A 20,508-nucleotide genomic window follows, 5' to 3' on the forward strand; every position below is an offset into this window, starting at 1 on the left:
GCTTCTCCAACCAGCTCGACCCGGGCACGGTGGACCCGGGGACGCTGGTGCTCAAGGATGAGGAGGCGGTGCAGGCGCTGGCCGAGGCCAACCTGCGGCTGGTGGTCAGCATCGCCCGCAAGTACACGGGCCGCTCCTCGATGAGCTTCCTGGACCTGATCCAGGAAGGCAACATGGGGCTGATGCGGGCGGTCGAGAAGTTCGACTACCGCAAGGGATACAAGTTCAGCACCTACGCCACCTGGTGGATCCGGCAGGCCATCACCCGTGCCATCGCCGACCAGGGCCGGATCATCCGCATCCCGGTACACATGGTCGAGACGATCAACCGCCTCGTGAAGACCTCACGGCAGCTCCTGCAGCAACTGGGCCGCGAGCCGACGCTGGAGGACGTCGCCGCCGAGATGGACATGCCGCTGGAGCGCGTGAGCGAGATCAAGCGCATCGCACCCGAGCCGCTGTCGCTCGAGGCCCCGGTGGGCGAGGAGGAGAACAGCCACCTCGGCGACTTCGTGCCGGATGAGGAGATCCACACGCCGGTGGACGCGGCCTCGAACCTGGTGCTGCGCGAGCAGCTCGAACGGGTGCTGGCGACGCTGAGCGAGCGCGAGCGCGAGGTGCTGAAGCTGCGGTTCGGGCTGGAGGACGGCTACTCGCGGACGCTGGAAGAGGTCGGGCACATCTTCGAGGTGACGCGGGAGCGCATCCGGCAGATCGAGGCCAAGGCCCTCAAGAAGCTGCGGCACCCCAGCCGCAATAAGCGGCTGCGCGACTACCTCGACTAGACTGCCACGACTGAGACGCGCACGCTACGAGGGGAATCCCCGGAGACATTGAGGGCAGAGATTCCACTAGCAGAGTGGGAGGCTATCCATGTCAGCCGAACAGAGCATGTTCGCGGCGTGCGAACAACCAGAACTGCTGAGCAAGGCAAGGGAGATTGCAGAGCAACTGACGGACCCCGGGGTATTGGCAGAGCATTCTCGCGCGACTGAAGTCAGGAAGAGCAAGTACCGTAGCACCCAACTTCTCTACAGCGTCCTCGGGATCGTGTTTGGCGTCATCCTGACGGCAGTCGGTTTGGCGGATCAGTTCGGGGGGCTCCGGCTGCCGGGGATCGGTCTGCTGTCGCTGATCGGGGGTGTCCTGATCCTCGGGGTTAGCCTCGTGCGCATACCGATGGTGTTGGCGGCATCGGCGACTAGGATCACCGTCAACGATCCCGCTGAACTGGCATCGCGACTGTACCGTTCCTGCTTGGTCCCGGGTTCTGATCTTGGTGGCGCGTCGGATCGCCTCGCGCGAATGCTGGACGTCTTCCCGCCTGTGGTGTCAGAGAGATACGATGGGGCGGGTTGGGCAGCGCTCAAGAGCGGGAAGGAGCGCCGCGGGCAGGCGGCAATCCCAGGCGCGTGTGCACATTGCTCCGCTTCGGCCGCGCACTGCGAGGACACTTACTACTCGACCCACAAGGGCGATGATGAGGAAAAGGGCGCTTTTACGTGGTTTGCGAGGTGCTCACACTGCGGGGTCGTGCTTTGCCGCACGTGTGCAGAGGCTGCGGGGTACCTCTGTCCCAAGTGCGGAGCTGCAACCGGCGGCTGGGACGCGCTGGGAGACCGATGGCAGCGGTGCTATCAGGAGGTGAAGCTCTTGCTCGCGGGCGACGCCGAACCGGGTAGCCTACAGTTGGATGTGCAAGCCTCGCTGACATCAAGTGAGCAACTGGGGGACGCAGTCGTGCATATGGTCGCCGTGACAGTGCGTGCAGGGAGCGTGCCCGTGCATCTGGTGAACGCCGTAGTGCAGACAGGCGGGCATTGCTTCGTGGTCTCTCCCGAGCCCGGTCGCCTGGTCAGTCTTTCGCCGGACGCGACTAACACCATAGCTGCCGCACTCACACACCGCTTTGCCTCCACCAGGGACGTTGCTGGACGTTGTCTCGCGACCGTTCGCGATGCGGAGAGCCGCCAGACCCTCGAACAGGCCATCGCCAAGGAGGAGGTCGGTTGGACCAAGGCCAGCATGCAGGCCGGTCTTGCCGTCTTTGGCGCCGAAGATAGCTTGAAGATGCCGGGCTGATCAGGTAGCACGGCCCACGCCCTCCGGTCCCCAGGTGCGGGGTCACAACTGGCGGGTCCGGCCAACGCATGGGTGACCAGCGCGGGATTGCGTGGCCACATGCCATGGGGTATAATGGTCGAGCGGCGGGACTCGATGGGCCCGTAGCTCAGCGGTTAGAGCGGTCGGCTCATAACCGATTGGTCGCTGGTTCAAATCCGGCCGGGCCCACCACATTCCAGTCGCTGACCACGCCACTCCCTGTTGCGGAGCCTCTCCCGACGGAGTGGCGATTCTGTAAAGGATGAAGGATGAAGTATGAAGGATGAAGTATGAAGGACGGCGCGACAGCCGCACCAGCAAGTCATACTTCATCCTTCATACTTCATCCTTAGCCTCTGATGCTAAGCGTCATTTCTGAATACATCAAGCTGCACCGCCACGAGCTGGGCCAGACGGCCCTGTTCGTCGGCAGCGGCGTTGTCATCCCCCCGCTGGAGCAGCGTCTTGAGGACCTGCTGCAGACCATGGCGCTGGACTGGTCCGGGCACCGGCTGGACGCATTGCCGCCGGAACGCCGGGGCCTGGAAGCCCTCGAGCTGTTCGCGCGCGAAGTGCCCGACCATACCGAGCGGTGCAACATGCTCCGCCAGCGCCTGGCCGACGCCCGCCCGTCCGAGGGGCACATCCGCCTGGCGCGGCTGATCAAGGACGGGTACTTCCCCACGATCTTCCTGGCCGAGCCGGACCGCCTGCTGGAGCAGTGCCTCGCGGTCAACCACATGGAGCCGGAGAAGGACTACCACCACTTCGTGGCCGGGCCGGACGACGGCGAGACGATCGCGGTGGGGGTGCGGGATTCGGCGCGGGTCGTGCTGGTCAAGTGCGCGGGCGACGTGGAGAGCAAGTTCCTGCCGCTGTCGCGCGCCGAAGTCCAGGACAGCTACGCCCGGGTGGCCCAGGTGCTCCAGGAGACCTTCAAGGTCTTCAGCATCTTCTCGGCCTACGTGGAGCGGGACGAGCCGGTCTTGCGGTATATCAGCCGTGAGGGCGGGAAGATCTTCTGGATCAACCGCTTCGTGCCCATGCGCGACGAGCGGCTCTTTGATGAGCTGAAGATCGAGAACCCGGCCAGCGTCGAGTACCATCGCTTCCAGCCGGAGGTGATGGCGCTGCTGGAGGCGCGGCATTCGGCGCGGCACCTGCTGTGCCGCGAGGCCGGGACCTTCAACGAGTTCTTCGGGAAGATGCACGGGCGGCTGATCCGGCGTACGCAGCGGCCGGCCACCCGCCGGCGCAAGGACCTGGCGGTGCTGCGCGGCGGCCCGTACCGCTTCCTGGACTACTTCGACGTCACCGACGAGGACTTCTTCTTCGGCCGCGAGGACGACGTGGACGCCCTACTGGAGATGCTCCGCCAGCACCCGGTCTCGGTGCTGTTCGGGCACTCGGGCATCGGCAAGACGTCGCTGCTGCGGGCCGGCCTGATGACTGCCCTGCAGCACGAGGCCGAGCAGGCCGAGACGCCGGCCGAGACATGGCTGCCGGTCACGGCGTCGTGCCACGACGACCCGGCGGCCAGCATCCGCGAGGCGGTGGCCGCCGCCGTCGAGGAGATCGGGTTCAACTCAGGCGACCTGCCGGCGCGGGGGACGCTGGCGCCCTATCTGCAAGCCGCCGCCGCCCTGGTCAACCGCCGGCTGGCCATCTTCCTGGACCATTTCGAGGAGTACTTCGTGCATCTGGGACCCCGGGTGCAGGAGGCCTTCCTGGACGAGCTGTCGCGGTGCCTCGGCGAGTTGACCAACGTGCACTGGGTCATCGCCATCCGCGAGAACTACGTGGGCAGCCTCTACGAGCTGCAGGGCAAGCTCCCCGAGATCATGCACCACGTGTACCGTCTACACCGCCTCACCCGCGAACAGGCTGAGGATGCCATCACCAAGCCGGCGCAGAACTTCGACATCCGCATGGAGCGGTCGCTGACGGAAGCCCTGCTGGACGACCTCTACCGCGACGGCATCGAACCGGCCGAACTGCAGATCGTGTGCGACCGCGTCTACGGGGCCAAGCCCCGGGGCATGCACACGGTCACCATGGGCATCTACCAGCGGCTGGGGGGCGCGCAGAAGATCCTGTCGGACTTCCTGGATCACATCCTGGGGCAGCTACCGCCCGGCGACCGCCGTCTGGCCCGCAACATCCTCAAGCTCATGGTGACTTCCTCGGAGGTCCGCGTCACCCGCACGCTCGAGCGCATTGCCTCGGACCTGAGCGAGAACCGCGACGAGGTCGAACGGGTGCTGGCGCGGCTGGTGGACCTGCGCCTGGTGCGCGGGGTGGGCAAGGAGCGCCATCGGCAGTACGAGCTGATTCACGAGTACCTGTCCGACGAGATCAGCCAGTGGCTGTCCCGGCGGGAGATGCGGGTGCAGGACGTGCAGGACCTGCTGACCCGGCAGCTCAACAACTACGAGAAGTTCGGGATCCTGATGCACGCCGACGAGCTGCGGATCATCAGCGAGGCCCGCGAGGCGCTGAGCATCTCGCCCGAAGAGCTGGAGTTGATCCTGCGCAGTGCGGCAGTGGAGCAGAGCGAGCAGGACTACTGGTTTGGGCGGCTATCGGAACTGGGCGAACGCCAGGTGCCGCTGCTGCAGGGGTTGCTCGAGGACTCCCGGCCGGAGATTCGCCTTACGGCTGTGCGGGCGGCGGCCAGCTCCCCCAACCGCGAGTACATCCCGCAGCTTGTGCTGCTGCTGGACGACGAGAACGAGGCCGTGCAGTCCGAGGCGACGGCGACGCTGCAGGGGCTGGAGCGCGAACTGCTGGCCGAGTTGCGGCGCGGGCCGGAGAGTGCGCGTGCGCTGGCCGCGCGGGCCATCGGGCGGCTGAAGCTGCGCCGTGGCCTGCGCCACCTGTACTCGGTCATCGAGGACGGCGACCAGGCGCTGCGGGACGAGACCACCGAGGCGTTCGTGGAGTTGAGCGAACCCCGCGCACACGAGCCGCTGCTGCGGCGCCTGACAGGCCCACAGGGCCTGCCGTGGGCCGGGGCGTATGCGCTGGGCCATCTCGCGGCCCAGGACGAGGTGCTGCAGGCGCTGGAGAACGCCCAGAAGAGCTTCCCCGAGTTGCCCAAGGTACGCTATGCGCTGGGCCTGGCGGCGATGCAGCGGCGGGACTATGACGAGGCGGCGGCACACTTCCAGGCAGCTCTGGAGCTGTCGCGGACGGAGCTGGGACACCAGACGGTGGGAGCAGCGCTGGAAGACGTTGAGACTCAGCGGCGGCGGTCGGCCCTGGCGGTCAGCTCCTGGCCGATGTTCCACCGAGGGCCGGACCATCGCGGCGCTACCGAGACCGAACTGCGGCCCCCGCTGCGTCTCCTGTGGAACTTCGGCACCAAGGGGCCGATCATGGGAGCCCCCGCCGTGGCCGACGGCATCGTGTTCGTTGGCTCGCGCGACGGCAACCTGTATGCCCTCGACGCCAAGCGCGGCACCGAGAACTGGCACCTGCGGACCGGGGACCGCATCGAGAGCACACCGGCAGTGGCCGGGAGCGCGGTCTTCATCGGGTCGCACGACGGCCGCGTCTACGCGGCGGCGCGCGACAGTGGCCGGCGCCTGTGGCAGCGTGATGTCGGCTCGCCCATCCGTTCTTCGGCGACACTGGTGGGTGGCCGTCTGTTCATCGGCGATCGCCAGGGACAGGTCGTGGCCCTCCGGGCCGAGACGGGGGAACTGCTCTGGCAGGTCCAGACCGGCGCCGAGGTGTCGGCTGCACCCGCCTGCAGCGATGGCGCCGTGGTCGTGGGGTCATGGGACGGTCGCCTCTACGCCTTCGCCGCCGACAGCGGCACCAAACTGTGGGAGCGGCTGACCGAGGGGCCGGTGGCCTCATCCGCAGCCCTGGACAACGGTGTCGTCTACTGCGGCTCGGATGACGGCCACCTGTACGCCGTGTCCGAGAAGGACGGCCAGGTGTACTGGCGGGTGAAGCTGGGGAGCCAGGTCCGCTCCTCGCCGGCTGTGGCCAACGGGCGCGTCGTCGTCGGCTGCGTGGACGGCCGCATCGCCTGCCTGTCGGCTGCCGATGGCGACCCGGTGTGGTCGGCGCAGAGCGCGGAGGAAGTGCTAGGGTCGCCGGCAATCACCGGGAGCGTCGTGTACATCGGCAGCAAGGACGGCGCCCTGTACGCCTTCGACCTGAACACCGGCGAGCAGCTCTGGCGCCACCAGACCGCCTACGGCGTGTACTCGTCGCCGGCTGTCGCCGACGGCATTCTGTACGTGGGGCTGGACTACTACAACCTGGCCGCCATGGTGCCGGTGGACTGAGATGCTACGCCTGCCGCGAACTGCTCCTCCGCCGCCGGGAGCCGGCCTGACGAAGCTGGCCGACCCGAAACGCGTGCTGCTGGGCTGGGTGCTCTTCATCGTCGCTGTGGCGGTGGCGCTGGCGCTCAGTTGGCCGTACGGCGTGGGCGCGAAAGTCCGGGTCCTCCACCGCGGGTTCGTGGCGAGCGGGTATCTCCGCGCGGCCGAGGCCAGGGCACACGCCGCGCCTGTGCAACGCGACCAGGCCCTCGCGGCCCTGCGCCGGGCCACCGAGCTGGCGCCCGATGACCCGACCATCGCTCACACGGCTGCCCAGTTGTACATGGAGCTACGGGCCTATCCCGAGGCGGCGCAGTGGCTGGGCCGTCGCCGGCCGGCAGCCCCCCCGCCCGACGCGGGCATGACAGACCCCGAGGAACTGCTGACACGCGTGTCGCTGGCCCAGAGCCTGATGATGACGGGGCGGAAGACCGAGGGCGAGCGCCTGCTGGACCAGGTGCAGGCCGAGGTGTATGCCGCGCGTAAGAGCAATCTGATGCCTGACCCGCTCTTTGCGCTGGCCCTCAACAACCTGGCGTATGTAGACGCCCTGGGCAAGCGCAATCTGCCTGAGGCGCTCCAGATGGCAACGGGGGCCGTGCAACTGCAGCCCACCCAGGCAGCTTATGTAGACAGCCTGGGGTGGGTCGAGTACCAACTCGGGCACTACCTGGACGCGGCCTTCCACCTCGAGCAGGCCGTGCGGCTGCACGCGCCTGAGGAAAGCGCCGAGATGTACTACCACTTGGGCGCGGCATACGCGCGCCTGGGCCGGAAGGCCGACGCCCGCTGGGCGCTGAACCGCTCGCTCGAGCTGGACCCGAGCTACGCGGAGGCGGCGGACGAGCTCAGAATCCTGAGCCAGGACCTGCCGCGCCCGTCGCTGGCCTGGCAAGAGCCGGGCCTCGCTGCGTCGCCCATCCTTCACCGTGAGGTGTAGTCCATGCAGATCTCCGATCTGGTTGCGGGCATTGCCCCGTCGCCTACCATCGCCGGAGCCGCCAAGGCCCGCCAGATGCGAGCCGCCGGCAAGGACGTGCTGTCCTTCGCCATTGGCGAGCCGGACTTCGGGACCCCCGACAACATCATCGCCGCCGCGCAACGCGCCATGGCCGAGCAGAAGACCAAGTACACGCCGGCCGGCGGCATCCCCGAACTCAAGCAAGCCATCTGCGACGCCCAGCAGCGCGATCTGGGGCTGACGTACGAGCCCTCCCAGGTGGTCGTCAGCAACGGCGGCAAGCACGCGCTGATGAACATCTGGCGCACGCTGCTGAACCCGGGCGACGAAGTCATCATGTTCGCGCCGTACTGGGTGAGCTACCCCGAGCAGGTGCGCCTGTGCGGCGCCAAGACGGTGTCGCTGCGCACCAGCGGCGACAACGGTTTCCAGCCCGACCTCGATGAAGTCGCGGCCGCCATCACCCCGCAGACGAAGGCCCTGCTCATCAACAGCCCGTCCAACCCCAGCGGCGCCGTGTTCACGCGGGCCACGATTGAGGGCCTGGGCGAACTGGCCTGCAAGCACGACCTGACGATCGTGTCCGACGAGATCTACAAGCACATCCTGTACGATGGCCGCACCCACGAGTCCACGGCAAAGCTCAGCGACGAGCTGAAGGAGCGCACCATCATCGCCGACGGGGTGGCCAAGACCTATGCCATGACCGGCTGGCGCATCGGCTGGCTCATCGCCCCTCCGGCCTTCGCCAAGGCCGCGGACAACCTGCAAAGCCAGGAGACCTCCAACGCCAACTCCATCGCCCAGTGGGCGTCCATCGAGGCGCTGACGGGGCCGCAGGAGTCCGTGGGGCAGATGCGCGCGGCCTTCGCCGAGCGGCGCGACGTCCTGGTCCCGGCACTCAACGAGATTCCCGGTGTCAAGTGCGCCAACCCCGGCGGGGCGTTCTACGTCTTCCCGGACATCTCGGCGCACCTGGGGCGGACGCTGGGCGGCATGGAGATCAAGACCTCGATCGACATGGAGCTGTACCTGATCGAGCAAGCCCTGATCGCAACCGTCGCGGGTGGGCCCTTCGGGACCGAGGGCTACATCCGGCTGAGCTTCGCCACGGGGATGGACGAGATCAAGGAAGGCGTGCGGCGGCTGGCGGCGGCGCTCAAATAGCACTGAGACGGCGCGGGCTGGAAAGCCCGCACTCCAGCGACAGGAGAGAACCATGCACAAAGTGACCTTCATCCCCGGCGACGGCACCGGCCCGGAAGTGGCCTGGGCCATGCGCCGGTGCGTGGACGCCACCGGCGTTCAGATCGAGTGGGAGGAACAGCACGCGGGCCTTGACGTGATGGAGGAGAAGGGCACGCCCCTGCCGCCCGAGGTGCTCGAGTCCATCCGCCGCAACAAGGTGGCCATCAAAGGCCCGATCACGACCCCCGTGGGCAAGGGCTTTCGGAGCGTCAACGTGGCGCTGCGCAGGGAGCTGGACCTGTACGCGTGCCTCCGCCCCTGCAAGTACTACCCGGGCGTGCGGTCGCACTACCCCGACGTGGACCTCGTCATCGTGCGTGAGAACACCGAGGACCTGTACGCCGGGATCGAGTTCCAGGAGGGGACCGACGAGTGCCTGAAGGCCATTGAGACCATCGAGGGCCTCAGCGGCGCCCGGATCAAGCGGGACTCCGGCGTGAGCATCAAGCCGATCTCGATCTCCGGGAGCGAGCGCATCGTACGCTGGGCCTTTGAGTACGCCCTGGCCAACGGCCGGCGAAAGGTGACGGCTGTCCACAAGGCCAACATCATGAAGCACAGCGACGGTCTGTTCCTGGCCACGGCGCGACGGGTGGCGGAGGAGTACGCGGGCCGGGTCGAGTTCGAGGACAGAATCGTTGACAACATGTGCATGCAACTGGTACAAAAGCCAGAGCTGTACGACGTATTGGTGCTGCCGAATCTGTACGGGGACATCCTGAGCGACCTGGCGTGTGGGCTGGTGGGTGGCCTGGGGGTCGCCCCCGGCGCGAACATGGGCGATGGGATCGCCGTGTTCGAGGCCACGCACGGCAGCGCCCCCAAGTACAAGGGGCTCAACAAGGTCAACCCGACGGCGACGATCCTGTCTGGCGTTCTGATGCTGCGGCATCTGGGCGAGCAGGAAGCGGCGGCCCGTCTGGAGAAGGCTGTGTCGGAAGTCATTGCACAGGGGCAGCATGTGACGTATGATTTGAAGGCGCAACGGGACGATCCCACGGCGGTGGGGACCAGCGAGATGGCCGACGCCATCATCGCGGCACTCTAGATAAGCAGGAGTTCTTGAGCGAATCTTGAAGTAATATAGAGGAACTGCGCACACGCACGTCGAAGATGACAGATGGCAAGCGAAGCCGCGAGCAATATCCAGTCAAAGGAGCGATGTCCGTGAAAAGGCGAGGTTTCACACTAATCGAGCTACTGGTGGTGATCGCGATCATTGCGATCCTGGCGGCGATCTTGTTCCCGGTCTTCGCCAAGGCTCGCGAGAAGGCGCGCAGCAGTAGCTGTCTGTCGAACCTCCGGCAGTTCGGGTCGGCATGCATGCAGTACGCTCAAGACTTCGACGAGTGCTACCCCAAGGCGTTCCTCTGGGGCGGCAGCTACCTCTACTGGTGGCAGGACCTGATCCAGCCGTACATCCACAACTACCAGATCGTGGCCTGCCCGTCCGGCAACATGGGTTCGTTCACGGCCTACCGGCCGCCCATACAGAACCCGTCCACGGGTGTGTGGAGCCAGGCGCCACTGGTGAGCTCGTACGCGATGCCCGACATGCAAGTGGACATCAACAACAACTGGGTCAAGCCGGTGCCGGGCAGCAACCTCGCAGCCGTGCAGGATCCGGCCGGAACGATCATGTTCTGCGACGCGAACACGATCGAGCTGGGCGCCGGGGGCACGGGCTATTACGGCGGCGACTTCGCCGGTGTGCGTCTGCTCGACCAGACCGACCTGGGCGGGGCGTACAGCCGTGTGGAGATGCGGCACAACGATGGGTTCAACGTGTGCTTCGCCGACGGCCATGGCAAGTGGCTGCGCCACAGCATGCCTGGCATGTGGACGACGATCCTACACGACTAGGCGTGCCGCGCGGCGGGGCTGAAGACGCGATGCGGGGCTGATCCGGGCGCCCGCAGCCACAAGGGTGCATGTTGCGGCCATCTCCATGTCACTGCGACAGGGAGATGGCCGCTTTACTTGTGCCGCAGGCCCTGGATCATCAGCCCGGGCACGAGCCCCACGACCGTCGCGGCCGCCGTGACCACCAGCGACAGGCTCAGGACCGAGCCCAGCCGGAGCAGTCCGAGGCTCAGGCCGACCACAACGCTGTGGCGATAGGCCTGCAGGTTCTCGGCGTGGTCGAGCGCAAAGAGCGTGAGCCATACGCCGGCGGCCAGCAGCACGAGGGTGGGCAGGGCGCAGCGCAGGTCGGTGGCGCTGGGGGCCAGCTCGGCCCCGACGCTCAGGGCCAGATACAGGAACAGATACGTCTGCCAGCGATGGGGGTCGAGGCCGTGAAGCAGACGGAGGGACTGGCGCCATAGCTCCGGCAGAAGGTCATCGGGCGAGGCCTGGGCGGCCGGGGCCGGGATGTGCAGGCCCCGCGCGGCCAGGATGAGCACGGCACTGCCCACCAGCAGCGGCATCAGGGCGCTCAGGCCGATGGCCAGTTGCGGCGCGGTGATGGGCGACCAGGGCTTCCCCGGGGTGCAGGAGCCACGGCCCCGAGGGTCGAAAACACATAGCAGTACTTGCTTGACACGGTAGCCGCAGATCAGGAACCCCAGGCAGTGGCTGAGTTCGTGGATCGTGTTGCCAGGCAGACGCAATAGCGCCAGGAAGAAGCCCTTGCCCCGGCGGTCGGCGAAGGATGAGATCACGCCGGCGAATAGCAGGCGTGACAGCAGCAGCAGGCCGATGGCCTGCAACGATACGGTAAGCACCAATTCCTGCAGTTGCATGACGCGCGCATTATAGCATAGCCCACGCACCTGTTGGGTGTGCGTGGGCAGCGCCTGAACGGGAGCAGCAGACATGAAAGTGACAGTTGTCGGCGCCGGACACGTGGGGGCCACCACGGCCCAGCGCCTCATCGAGGGCGGATTGTGCGACGTGTACCTGGTGGACGTGGTCGAGGGGCTGGCACGGGGCAAGGCCCTGGACATGATGCAGGCCGCGCCTATCGTCGGGCACGGGTGCCGCATCGTCGGCGGCGAGACGTACGAGCCGGCCGAGGGCTCCGACATCGTTGTGGTCACCGCCGGGGTGGCCCGCAAGCCGGGCATGTCGCGCGACGACCTGCTGCAGATCAACGGTCGGATCGTCAGCGAAGTCACGGAGCACCTGCAGCGCGTGTGCCCCGAGGCCCTGCTCATCATGGTCTCCAACCCGCTCGATGTCACGACGTACATCGCCCACCAGCTCTCCGGCCTGCCCCGCGAGCGCGTCATCGGCATGGCGGGCGTCCTCGACACGGCTCGCTTCTGCGCCTTCATCGCCATGGAGCTGGGTGTCTCGGCCGCTGATGTGGCGGCGATGGTGCTGGGTGGGCATGGCGACTCCATGGTCCCCCTGCCGCGCCACGCCACCGTGGCCGGCGTGCCGGTGACGGAGCTGATCCCCGCCGGTCGTCTGGGCGAGATCGTGGCGCGCACGCGCAACGGCGGCGCGGAGATCGTGAACTACCTCAAGACGGGGAGCGCCTTCTACGCCCCGTCGGCGGCGGTCGTGCAGATGGTGGCAAGCATCCTGCGCGATGAGAAGCGCCTGCTGCCGGCCTCGGTCCTGCTGCAGGGCGAGTACGGCCTGACCGGCGTATTCGTGGGCGTGCCGTGCATCCTGGGCCACGGCGGGCTGGAGAAGGTCGTCGAGTTGCAGTTGACCGAGGACGAGATGGCGGCCCTGCGGCAGTCGGCTGAGCACGTGCGGACAACGGTGGCAGACTGGGAGCGGCTGCGCGGGGAATAGGGGATGGGGGGGATACGGTCGCGTGGGCGCGCGTGTCCTCACGCGCGCAGGCCTGCGGTCCGGACACGGACGACAATGCGGCTCTGGAGAGCCGCGCTCCAGGGGCGGGCTGGAAGCCCGCACTACGGCTACGAGCGGAACAACGGCGGGTGACATGCGAGAGGTCTCGGGCGAACGGATAGCGAGTGCGGTGCGGGACCTGTTCCTGCAGGCGAACTACGACTTGCCGGAGGAGGCCGTGCAGGCACTCCGGAGTGCCTTGGAGCGTGAGCGCCAGCCCACGGCCCGCAGCGTCCTGGAGACGCTGCTGCGCAACGCCGAGATCGCCCGTCGCGACCGGATGGCCATGTGCCAGGACTGCGGCCTGGCGGTTGTCTTCGCCGAGCTGGGGCGCGACTGCCACCTGGACGGCGATCTGTACGCGGCGGTAGACGAGGGCGTGCGGCAGGCATACGCCACGGGCTATCTGCGCAAGTCGGCGCTGGCCGATCCGCTGCAGCGCAACTCCAACACGGGTGACAACACGCCCGCGATCGTGCATGTGCGGCTGGTGGAGGGGGACAGGCTCACGCTGCACGCGGCCCCCAAGGGTGGCGGCAGCGAGAACATGAGCGCCCTGTGGATGCTGTCGCCGTCCGCCGGGCGAGCGGGCGTGGTCGAGCGCATCGTCGAGCGCATCGTCGAGGCAGGCGGCAAGCCCTGTCCGCCGCTGGTGCTCGGCATCGGGCTGGGCGGCACCTTCGAGAAGGCCGCGCTGCTGGCCAAGGAGGCTGTGCTGCGGCCACTCGGCCAGCCGTCCGCCGAGCCCGAAGTGGCAGAGCTGGAGCGCGAGATCCTGCAGCGTGTGAACGCCACGGGCATCGGGCCGATGGGGCTGGGCGGCGACACGACGGCCCTGGCTGTTCATGTCCAGCGCCATCCATGCCATATCGCCAGCCTGCCGCTGGCCCTCAATGTCCAGTGCCACGCCGCCCGGCACAAGACGGCGGTGCTCTGAGGCGGAGGTCGGGATCGGGGATTGGGGATTGGTCGCGTGGGCGCGCGTGTCCTCACGCGCGCAGGAATGGCGAACACGTGGGGGGGCTGGAGCCCGCACTACGGTCGGGAAGAGGCCATGACAGAGATCAGAATCGAGACTCCGCTGACCAATGACGCCATCTCCGGGCTGCACGCCGGCGATGCCGTGCTGCTGTCCGGCGTCCTGTACACCGCCCGTGACGCGGCGCACCAGCGGATTGTGGCGGCCCTGGAGGCCGGTGCCCCGCTGCCCTTTGCACTGCCGGGGCAGGCCATCTACTACTGCGGGCCGGCGCCGACGCCACCGGGGCGTGCCATCGGCTCGGCCGGGCCCACCAGCAGCTACCGCATGGACCCGTACGCCCCGGTGCTCTACCGGGAGGGGCTGAAGGCCAGCATCGGCAAGGGCGACCGCGGCCTGGCGGTGCGGGAGGCATGCCGCGAGCACTGCTGCGCGTACCTGGTGGCCGTCGGCGGAGCCGGGGCCCTGTTGGCCGACTGCGTCAGCGAGGCCGAAGTCGTGGCCTATCCTGAGCTGGGCCCGGAGGCCGTGCGGCGACTCGTCGTGCGCAATCTGCCGCTGATCGTGGCCTACGACGCCCATGGTGGCAGCGTGTTTCCGGGGGATGAACCCCTGGCGGCGTGTCCCGCAGGGACGCGGCCGTGCGAGTCCTCGCCATGATCCACAAGCTCCTGGCCGGAGTGTGCTACGCGCAGGCCCGGTGGTTCCTGTCCCTCGGGCGATTGGGATGGGGGCAGGGCAGCAGGCTGCTGCACCTGGCGTGCCGGCTCTGGCCCCACCACCCCGAAGCTCCCCTCTGGCTGAAGCTCGTGCAGGGCAAGGAGGCCTTGCGGCGCGGGCGGCCTGATGTCGCCCTGCCGCTGCTGCTGGAGGCGGAGCGGGCCTTGCCTCCGAGCCTGGGTCTGCGGGCGGATGTGGGCCTGGCGCAGGTGATGGTGGGCAACTGGGAGCAGGCCATCGTCGTGCTGGAGCGCGCGGTGAAGGAGGAGGAAGCCGCGCAGCGCGAGGACGTGTGGGCGTCGCTGGCCTGGGCATACCTGAAGACCGGGCGCGCCCCGAAAGCGCGCGAGTCGTGCCTGCGCGCCGAACAGATGGGAGTGCAGTCCCTCCGCCTGATGCTGCTGCAGCGACTCGCCACCGCCGTCGGCCTGGGCGCGCTGCCGGTGTCCGAGATCTCGGATCTGCTGGAGCGGCTGCCCGAAGCGGGAGTGCTCGTACTGGAGTTCGCCCGCCAGCAGGCCCAGGAGGGGCACCGCCAACTGGCGCGGGCCGCCGTGACGGCGTTCCCCGCCGACGATCAGCCGCGGGCTTACGCCATCATCGCACGGGGGAGCCTCAACGAGGACGACCCGGACAGCGCGGCCTGGGCGGCCGATCAGATCGCTGCCCCCGGCGAGGACGGCCTGGGCGCCGAGGTCGCTCTGATCCGCTCGGAGGTTGCCTTGCGCCGGGGGGAGGAGGCCGAGGCGATCGCTCAGGCGCGGGCGGCGCTGGCAGCTGAGGGGGGCACCGGTCGGGCCCACGAGCAGGTTGGGCGGGCGCTGCTGCTGGCCGGCGACTGGGACAGCGCCGTGGATGAGATGATTGAGGCCCTGCACACCGGCGGAGCCGGGGCGCTGGCGGGTGGCGTGGCGGCCCTGGCCGCGCTGGAGGTGGGGGATCAGCAGAGCGCCCGGGGGATCTTCCTGTCGGCGCGCTGCGGCGACGGTCTGGCGTGCGCCATCTCCCACACGGCCCAGGCGCGGCTGCTGCTGAGTGAGGGCCACCGGGCCGAAGCGCTGCGCCTGGTAGAGGAGGCCCTCGACGAGATGGCCCGGCTGCCGGGGTGGGCGCGGCGTCCCGAGGTGCTGCAGCGCCTGGCGCGGGTACAGCGGGATGTGTTGCAGGCCACACGCGATGCGGGCGAGGGCGAACAGCAGGACGAGGCTGAACGGTTGCTGGCGCGCCTGGCGGCGCTCGCAGAACGGCCTCCCTCCTGACGTCGGTCCTCCCCGGACGTGCTGCTACGTGGAACCGGTCACCGGATCCTGCGCGGACGCCACCGGCTCTGCCTTGTGCTTGCCCAGGATGGACTCCAGCTCTTCCACCACCGTCTTGATGACCTCGATGCGGCCGTTCCACTTGTGCTCGGCGGACACCAGCCGCCACGGGCAGTGCTTCGTGTCGGTCTTCCGGAGCATGTCCTCGGCGGCCGTGAGGTACGCGGGGCGCTTGGCGCGGTTGCGCCAGTCCTCCGAACCGATCTTCCAGCTTTTCAGCGGGTCCTGCTCGCGCTCGCGGAAGCGCCGCAGTTGCTCCTCATCGCTGATGTGCAGCCAGAACTTGAGCACCAGCACCCCGCTGTCGGCAAGCTGCCGCTCGAAGCTGTTGATCTCCTCGTACGCCCGCTGCCACTCTGTGTCGCAGCAGAAGCCCTCGACGCGCTCAACCAGCACCCGGCCGTACCAGGAGCGGTCAAAGATGACGATCTCCCCGACGGCGGGGATGTGCGTCCAGAAGCGCCACAGGTAGTGGTGGCGCTTCTCCTCGTCCGTGGGAGGGCCGATGCTGTAGACCCGGAAGCCGCGGGGATCGAGCGGGGCTGTCAGGCGCTTGATGGCGCCGCCCTTGCCGGAGGCGTCCCACCCCTCGAAGGCGATCAGGAGCGCGTGGCCGGAGGTGCGCAGGGCCTGCTGGAGCCCCAGCAGGCGAATCTGCCACTTCTTGAGGGTCTTGTTGTACTCCTTCTTGTCCCCGATCTGCAGGCTCAGGTCCACATCATCGAGACGGGAGGACATGACAGAGCGCCTTTCAGAAGGACTCGGGCAGGGCGCGGGCTGGAACGTCTGCGGTCCGCACGGCCACCGTCCGGGCTACGGCTGTTCGCCCAGCTTGCCCGCGCGGAAGGCCGTGATGTAGCCCATGCACCATTCGTCGCGGCCCAGGATGGCCTCGGCAGCGATGATCTCGGCCATAAGGTCCATGTTCAGCGGGTCGCAGATCGCGCTGTCCAGACCGGCGGCCATGCAGACGGTCATGAACACGCGGTTGAGCAGCTTGCGCACCGGCAGTCCGTAGCTGATGTTGCTCATGCCGGCCGTGATGTGCACCTGCGGGTACTCCGCCTTGATGGCTGCGATGGCCTGGACGACCTGCAGCCCCGCGCTGTTGTCGGTGCCCAGCGGCGCGATGACCGGGTCGAGGTAGATGCGTTCCTGGGTGAGGCCGGCCTCGAGCAGGCGGTCAATGAGCTTCTTCGCCGTGGCCTCGCGCTGGCCGGCCACGCACGGCATCCCATCATCCCCCAGCGCCAGGGCCACGCAGTTCGCGCCGCTCTCGGCGATGATCGGCAGCGTGTTCTCGATGCGCTCGGCCTCAAGCGTGATGGAGTTGACCATCGGCGTTGCGCTGCCGGCGTACACCTCCATGCCCCGCCGCAGGGCCAGCGGGTTGGGAGTGTCGAACGCAATAGGCTTATCGGTCACGCTCTGCACGAGCTTGACCAGCCATTCGATGTCCGCGATCTCGGCCTCGCCGGTGGTGCCGGGGTTGCAGTCAATGAAACCGGCCCCGGCCTCAGCCTGCTTGCGGGCCAGATCGGTGATGAAGTCGGCATTCTTGTCCGCGATGGCCTGCTTGACAGCCTTGCGGGTGCCGTTGATGAGTTCGCCGATGATGATCATTCGTCGGTCTCCTGCTGGTGTGGTTCGCGCCGGCCGCGCCGGTGCCCCCGGCGCGCCTCGCGCACGCGCTCGCGTTCCTGTTGCTCGGCTTCCCGCCGCCACTCGTGGGCTGCCAGGAGCGCTGCGAGAGCCATATTCAGCGGAGCCTTCATGCCCACCTGCTCCGCGGCGCGGACCACGGCGCCGTTGAGCTGCCCGACCTCCGTCTGCCGCCACGCCCGTGTGTCTTGCAGCATGGACGAGACGTTCTGGGCCGTCAGGCGGCACACGTCCTCGACGGCGCGGGGCAGCTCTCTCGGCTCGATCTGCACGCCCACGGCCCGCGCCACCTGCCCGACCTCGAACGCCACCTCGCCCATCAGGTGCCGCACCGGCGTGTCGAGCAGCAGCCCGTTCTCGATGTCGAGCATGGCCGTCAGCGGGTTGATGGCACAGTTGATCGCCAGCTTGCGCCAGATGATCGGCCAGATGTCGGCAGCGGCCTCGGCCGGGAGGCCGGCGCCCGTCAGCAGCGCCGCGACCTCCTCGGCCAGCGCCATGTTGCCGGCGGGCGAGCCCAGGGAGATCGTGCCCAGCCCGCGCTCGATGACCGTGTGCTCATCGTAGAGCGTGGCCCCCGAGGTCGTGACGGCGGCCAGCACGCGCTCAGGCTGCTGGAAGTGCTGCAGGGCCTCGACATTGCCCAGGCCGTTCTGCAGCGACAGGAGCACGGTCTGCGGGCCGATCAGGTGCGCGGCCAACTGGGCGGCGCGCTCCGTCGCGAACGCCTTCACGGTGAAGATGAGCAGGTCGAAGGGGTCATGCACCAGGTGCAGCGCCCGGCAGGGAACCTGCACCCGGATGGTCTCGGCGGGGGCGTCGTCGGTGCCCGGCCGCTCCAGGGCCACGCCGCCGCTGATGCGGCGCGCGCGGCTCTTGCGGTGGTCCAGCAGCGTCACAGGCACGCCCGCCTGCGTCATGTGGATGGCGTGGAACAGCCCCATGGCGCCGGGGCCGACGATGCCGATGCGGCTAGAGCTGTTCTTGGCGTCGGAGGTAGTCAAGTATCTTCTCCCGGCCGATATGGAAACGGCGTTCGCGCGCGTTGATGAACTCGACCTTCCCGCTGCGGCGGTAGAGGTCAACCTTGGCGAGGACCAGGCGTGTGAGCGCCCGCTCCTCATCCGGGTCGCGAGGTTGGCGTCGCAGCCGCTGCTCGCGCGGCAGGAGCAGCTCGGTCGGGAAGGGCTTGGGCGCCTGGCGGCGCGCGTCGAGGTCAAGCTTCCGTGGTTCCACCGTGCACCTCCGCCATGATCTTCTCCAGGGTCTCCGTCACCAGTTCCTCCCGCGCTCGGCGGCGCAGGTAGTCCAGGTCGAGGCGGTCCCGCTCGGCCACGAAGACCCGCTGCGCCCAACTGCAGTGGTCCGGGAGACCCCAGTGTACGCAGGCGTTCAGCCGGTCTATGATGAGGTCCTCCGGTGCGATCACCCGCGCCGTGTAGTCCCGCACTGCAACGAGTTGCGTGCGGTCCCAACTGCCCCCAAGGTCCTGGCCGATGATATCCACGGCGAGCCCCAGTCGCTCGTGCCAGAAGACACGCCCCTCCCTCCTGAAGCCCCATCGCTCCAGGAGCTGTTCGACTGGGCGCTTGACGATGACGACCAGGTCCACGTCAGCCGTCGTGTAGTCACCGAGGGTGTAGGTCTCGACCGCGTGGCCGCCGACAAGCACCGTCTCCTCGCCGCAGTCCCGCAGGGCAGTCTGCAGGGCAGCGACGAACACCATGCGCCGCTCGAAGTCGTCCGCGATGGCCAGCAACTCGTCCAGCGGCAGCTCCACGGTCTACTCCTTGCCCCGCTTCTGCTCCCAGCGCTCCAGCTCCGCGATGTGGGCCAGCGTGAGGCCCTTGTCGTCAATCTCCGCATGCTCGCGGATCTCGCGCTCGACCACATCCATGGCGCGGTTGGCGATCTCGACCGCCTGCTCCTTGGGCACGCAGATGACGCCGTCATCGTCGGCGATGATCCAGTCGCCGGTGCGCACGGGCGTCTCCCCGATCTTCAGCGGCACGCCGATCATGCCCACCCCGCGCGGGTCGCCCGCCTGTGGGCCGATCATCGAGGAGAAGCACGGGAAGCCCAGCTCGATGATCTCCATCGTGTCGCGGGCACAGCCGTGGATCACGACGCCGGCGAGCTGCCGCGAGACACAGCTCTTGCTGGCACCCTCGCCCCACACGGCCGGGCCCTCGCCGCGCACGTCCACGACGAGCACCGTGCCCGGCTCGGCCTGATCAATGGCTTCGACAGGCTTGCTCCAGTCGCCCGGGTAGGCCCACACGGTCAGGGCGGGGCCGGCGCACTTCATGCCGCGCGCGAGGTTGCGGATACCCGGCAGCCAGCCCTTGTGGTGCATCGCGTCGGAGATGTTGGCGCAGGTAGCGCGCATGAACATCTCCCGCAGTTGCTCGGGGCCGCCGCGCTTGAACAGGTCGCTGGCCACGGCCTGCCCGCTGGCCATGGCCTGCAGGATCGTCTCCGCCGCCGCCTTCGCGTCGGGCGCCTTGATGATCGCGCCGCCGATGATGGCGATGCTGGCTCCCGCCGCGACGACCTGCGGGGCTGTCTCCGAGTTCAGCCCCCCGGCCACGGCGATGGGGATCGTCACGGCGGCGGCGACGTCGCGCAGGGCGGCCATTGGATCGCCGCCGCGCATCTGCACGTCAATGGGGCAGTGGACGCCGACGAGGGCCGCGCCCAGTTCCTGGGCGCGGCGGGCGCGCGTGGCGGGGTCAGCCACCTCGATCAGGTCCACCATGACCTGCGCATCGTAGCGCTTGGCGGCCTCGATGCACTCGGCGATGGTGGCATCCGACGCCGCGCCGAGCACGGCGACGACATCGGCACCGGCCTTGGCGGCCATCTCGACCTCGGCGCGGCCGGCATCCATCACCTTCATGTCGGCGACGATGGTCGCCTCAGGGAACTCGGCGCGCAGCTTGCGCACGGCATCGAGTCCTTCGCTCTTGATGAGCGGCGTTCCAGCTTCCAGGCGGCGCACGCCGCCGTCCCAGGCTTCGTGCGCTACACGCAGGGCCTGGGCCAGATTGGCGAAGTCGAGTGCCAGTTGCAGTTGGGGGTAAGTCGTATCCATGGTAACACCTCCGGCGCTGAACATCATAGCACGGAGGGGGGTGGACCGCCAGTGGGGGAGGCGGATGCGACGGGGGTTGGTGGAGAACGACGCTGAGCGGGAGAGGATGGAGACGATAGAGGCAAGGATACAGAGGATGCAGGCAGAGGGGAACACAGAGGAGGGTAGAGGGGAAGATGACGGAGGTTGGTGTGGGAGCGTGGGGTGTGGGAGCGGTCACCGACCGCGACTGCTAACAGAGTCAGGTCGCGGGCGGTGACCGCTCCCACAGC

General features: G+C 68.2%; 17 protein-coding genes, 1 tRNA gene and 1 pseudogene. 12 read left to right on the top strand and 7 right to left on the bottom strand.

Annotated features, from left to right (window positions below; genetic code table 11):
• The first annotated feature begins 56 nt into the window (after positions 1-56).
• The 8 genes and pseudogenes from rpoD to LLH23_02195 all read left to right on the top strand — a co-directional run bounded on the left by rpoD (position 57) and on the right by LLH23_02195 (position 10,515).
• A pseudogene (gene rpoD / locus LLH23_02160) lies at positions 57-785 on the top strand (RNA polymerase sigma factor RpoD).
• 88 nt (positions 786-873) lie between these two features.
• On the top strand, positions 874-2,082 hold the full coding sequence (locus LLH23_02165) for a hypothetical protein (GenBank protein ID MCE5237278.1): 1,209 nt from the start codon (positions 874-876) through the stop codon (positions 2,080-2,082).
• Between the two features lie 137 nt (positions 2,083-2,219).
• Positions 2,220-2,295: transfer RNA gene (locus LLH23_02170), tRNA-Ile, on the top strand.
• A 167-nt stretch (positions 2,296-2,462) separates the two neighbouring features.
• The gene (locus tag LLH23_02175; GenBank protein ID MCE5237279.1) at positions 2,463-6,404 is read left to right on the top strand and encodes a PQQ-binding-like beta-propeller repeat protein; all 3,942 of its coding nucleotides are present in this window, start codon (positions 2,463-2,465) and stop codon (positions 6,402-6,404) included.
• A gap of 1 nt (position 6,405) precedes the next feature.
• Complete coding sequence (locus LLH23_02180) at positions 6,406-7,383, top strand: hypothetical protein (protein MCE5237280.1); 978 nt, start codon at positions 6,406-6,408, stop codon at positions 7,381-7,383.
• A 3-nt stretch (positions 7,384-7,386) separates the two neighbouring features.
• The gene (locus LLH23_02185) at positions 7,387-8,571 is read left to right on the top strand and encodes a pyridoxal phosphate-dependent aminotransferase (protein ID MCE5237281.1); all 1,185 of its coding nucleotides are present in this window, start codon (positions 7,387-7,389) and stop codon (positions 8,569-8,571) included.
• A gap of 52 nt (positions 8,572-8,623) precedes the next feature.
• Positions 8,624-9,700 carry an isocitrate/isopropylmalate dehydrogenase family protein gene (locus LLH23_02190; GenBank protein MCE5237282.1) on the top strand — a complete coding sequence of 359 codons (1,077 nt, stop codon included), beginning with the start codon at positions 8,624-8,626 and terminating at the stop codon, positions 9,698-9,700.
• 113 nt (positions 9,701-9,813) lie between these two features.
• Positions 9,814-10,515: a prepilin-type N-terminal cleavage/methylation domain-containing protein gene (locus LLH23_02195; protein MCE5237283.1), complete on the top strand. Its 702-nt coding sequence runs from the start codon at positions 9,814-9,816 to the stop codon at positions 10,513-10,515.
• A gap of 113 nt (positions 10,516-10,628) precedes the next feature.
• Here LLH23_02195 and LLH23_02200 read toward each other — a convergent pair whose 3' ends face one another.
• Positions 10,629-11,471, bottom strand: a complete 843-nt coding sequence (locus tag LLH23_02200; GenBank protein ID MCE5237284.1) for a hypothetical protein — start codon at positions 11,469-11,471, stop codon at positions 10,629-10,631.
• Between LLH23_02200 and mdh the strand changes: the two genes are divergently transcribed.
• The 4 genes from mdh (at position 11,470) to LLH23_02220 (ending at position 15,420) form a co-directional block, all read left to right on the top strand.
• Positions 11,470-12,402: a malate dehydrogenase gene (mdh, locus tag LLH23_02205; protein MCE5237285.1), complete on the top strand. Its 933-nt coding sequence runs from the start codon at positions 11,470-11,472 to the stop codon at positions 12,400-12,402. The genes LLH23_02200 and mdh overlap by 2 nt on opposite strands.
• A 154-nt stretch (positions 12,403-12,556) precedes the next feature.
• Positions 12,557-13,399: a fumarate hydratase gene (locus tag LLH23_02210; protein MCE5237286.1), complete on the top strand. Its 843-nt coding sequence runs from the start codon at positions 12,557-12,559 to the stop codon at positions 13,397-13,399.
• A 117-nt stretch (positions 13,400-13,516) separates the two neighbouring features.
• Positions 13,517-14,101 carry a FumA C-terminus/TtdB family hydratase beta subunit gene (locus tag LLH23_02215; GenBank protein ID MCE5237287.1) on the top strand — a complete coding sequence of 195 codons (585 nt, stop codon included), beginning with the start codon at positions 13,517-13,519 and terminating at the stop codon, positions 14,099-14,101.
• Positions 14,098-15,420 carry a hypothetical protein gene (locus LLH23_02220; GenBank protein ID MCE5237288.1) on the top strand — a complete coding sequence of 441 codons (1,323 nt, stop codon included), beginning with the start codon at positions 14,098-14,100 and terminating at the stop codon, positions 15,418-15,420. Before LLH23_02215 ends, LLH23_02220 begins: the two co-directional genes overlap by 4 nt.
• A 24-nt stretch (positions 15,421-15,444) precedes the next feature.
• On the opposite strand, the gene LLH23_02225 is transcribed toward LLH23_02220, so the two are convergent.
• The 6 genes from LLH23_02225 to LLH23_02250 form a co-directional block, all read right to left on the bottom strand.
• Positions 15,445-16,218 carry a UDP-galactose-lipid carrier transferase gene (locus tag LLH23_02225; protein MCE5237289.1) on the bottom strand — a complete coding sequence of 258 codons (774 nt, stop codon included), beginning with the start codon at positions 16,216-16,218 and terminating at the stop codon, positions 15,445-15,447.
• Positions 16,219-16,293: 75 nt separating this feature from the next.
• On the bottom strand, positions 16,294-17,103 hold the full coding sequence (locus LLH23_02230) for a dihydropteroate synthase (protein ID MCE5237290.1): 810 nt from the start codon (positions 17,101-17,103) through the stop codon (positions 16,294-16,296).
• Positions 17,100-18,146, bottom strand: a complete 1,047-nt coding sequence (locus LLH23_02235; protein ID MCE5237291.1) for a 2-dehydropantoate 2-reductase — start codon at positions 18,144-18,146, stop codon at positions 17,100-17,102. The genes LLH23_02230 and LLH23_02235 overlap by 4 nt, the downstream gene beginning before the upstream one ends.
• Positions 18,115-18,378, bottom strand: coding sequence for a hypothetical protein (locus tag LLH23_02240; GenBank protein MCE5237292.1), 264 nt, complete (start codon positions 18,376-18,378; stop codon positions 18,115-18,117). Before LLH23_02240 ends, LLH23_02235 begins: the two co-directional genes overlap by 32 nt.
• Positions 18,359-18,922 (bottom strand): hypothetical protein, encoded by a 564-nt coding sequence (locus LLH23_02245; GenBank protein MCE5237293.1) that lies wholly within the window; start codon positions 18,920-18,922, stop codon positions 18,359-18,361. Before LLH23_02245 ends, LLH23_02240 begins: the two co-directional genes overlap by 20 nt.
• Positions 18,923-18,925: 3 nt before the next feature.
• Positions 18,926-20,236 (bottom strand): orotidine 5'-phosphate decarboxylase, encoded by a 1,311-nt coding sequence (locus tag LLH23_02250; GenBank protein MCE5237294.1) that lies wholly within the window; start codon positions 20,234-20,236, stop codon positions 18,926-18,928.
• Positions 20,237-20,508 lie beyond the last annotated feature (272 nt).

The sequence above is a fragment of the bacterium genome (assembly GCA_021372615.1).
Classification (GTDB): Bacteria; Armatimonadota; Zipacnadia; order Zipacnadales; family UBA11051; genus JAJFUB01.

Bases quoted from the DNA above. Each gene is read 5' to 3' on its own strand.
- LLH23_02190 (MCE5237282.1), top strand. From the start codon at position 8,624: ATGCACAAAGTGACCTTCATCCCCGGCGACGGCACCGGCCCGGAAGTG.
- LLH23_02215 (MCE5237287.1), top strand. From the start codon at position 13,517: ATGACAGAGATCAGAATCGAGACTCCGCTGACCAATGACGCCATCTCC.
- LLH23_02175 (MCE5237279.1), top strand. From the start codon at position 2,463: ATGCTAAGCGTCATTTCTGAATACATCAAGCTGCACCGCCACGAGCTG.
- LLH23_02165 (MCE5237278.1), top strand. From the start codon at position 874: ATGTCAGCCGAACAGAGCATGTTCGCGGCGTGCGAACAACCAGAACTG.
- LLH23_02185 (MCE5237281.1), top strand. From the start codon at position 7,387: ATGCAGATCTCCGATCTGGTTGCGGGCATTGCCCCGTCGCCTACCATC.
- LLH23_02200 (MCE5237284.1), bottom strand. From the start codon at position 11,471: ATGTCTGCTGCTCCCGTTCAGGCGCTGCCCACGCACACCCAACAGGTG.
- LLH23_02220 (MCE5237288.1), top strand. From the start codon at position 14,098: ATGATCCACAAGCTCCTGGCCGGAGTGTGCTACGCGCAGGCCCGGTGG.
- LLH23_02195 (MCE5237283.1), top strand. From the start codon at position 9,814: ATGTCCGTGAAAAGGCGAGGTTTCACACTAATCGAGCTACTGGTGGTG.
- LLH23_02225 (MCE5237289.1), bottom strand. From the start codon at position 16,218: ATGTCCTCCCGTCTCGATGATGTGGACCTGAGCCTGCAGATCGGGGAC.
- LLH23_02230 (MCE5237290.1), bottom strand. From the start codon at position 17,103: ATGATCATCATCGGCGAACTCATCAACGGCACCCGCAAGGCTGTCAAG.
- LLH23_02250 (MCE5237294.1), bottom strand. From the start codon at position 20,236: ATGGATACGACTTACCCCCAACTGCAACTGGCACTCGACTTCGCCAAT.
- LLH23_02210 (MCE5237286.1), top strand. From the start codon at position 12,557: ATGCGAGAGGTCTCGGGCGAACGGATAGCGAGTGCGGTGCGGGACCTG.
- mdh (MCE5237285.1), top strand. From the start codon at position 11,470: ATGAAAGTGACAGTTGTCGGCGCCGGACACGTGGGGGCCACCACGGCC.
- LLH23_02180 (MCE5237280.1), top strand. From the start codon at position 6,406: ATGCTACGCCTGCCGCGAACTGCTCCTCCGCCGCCGGGAGCCGGCCTG.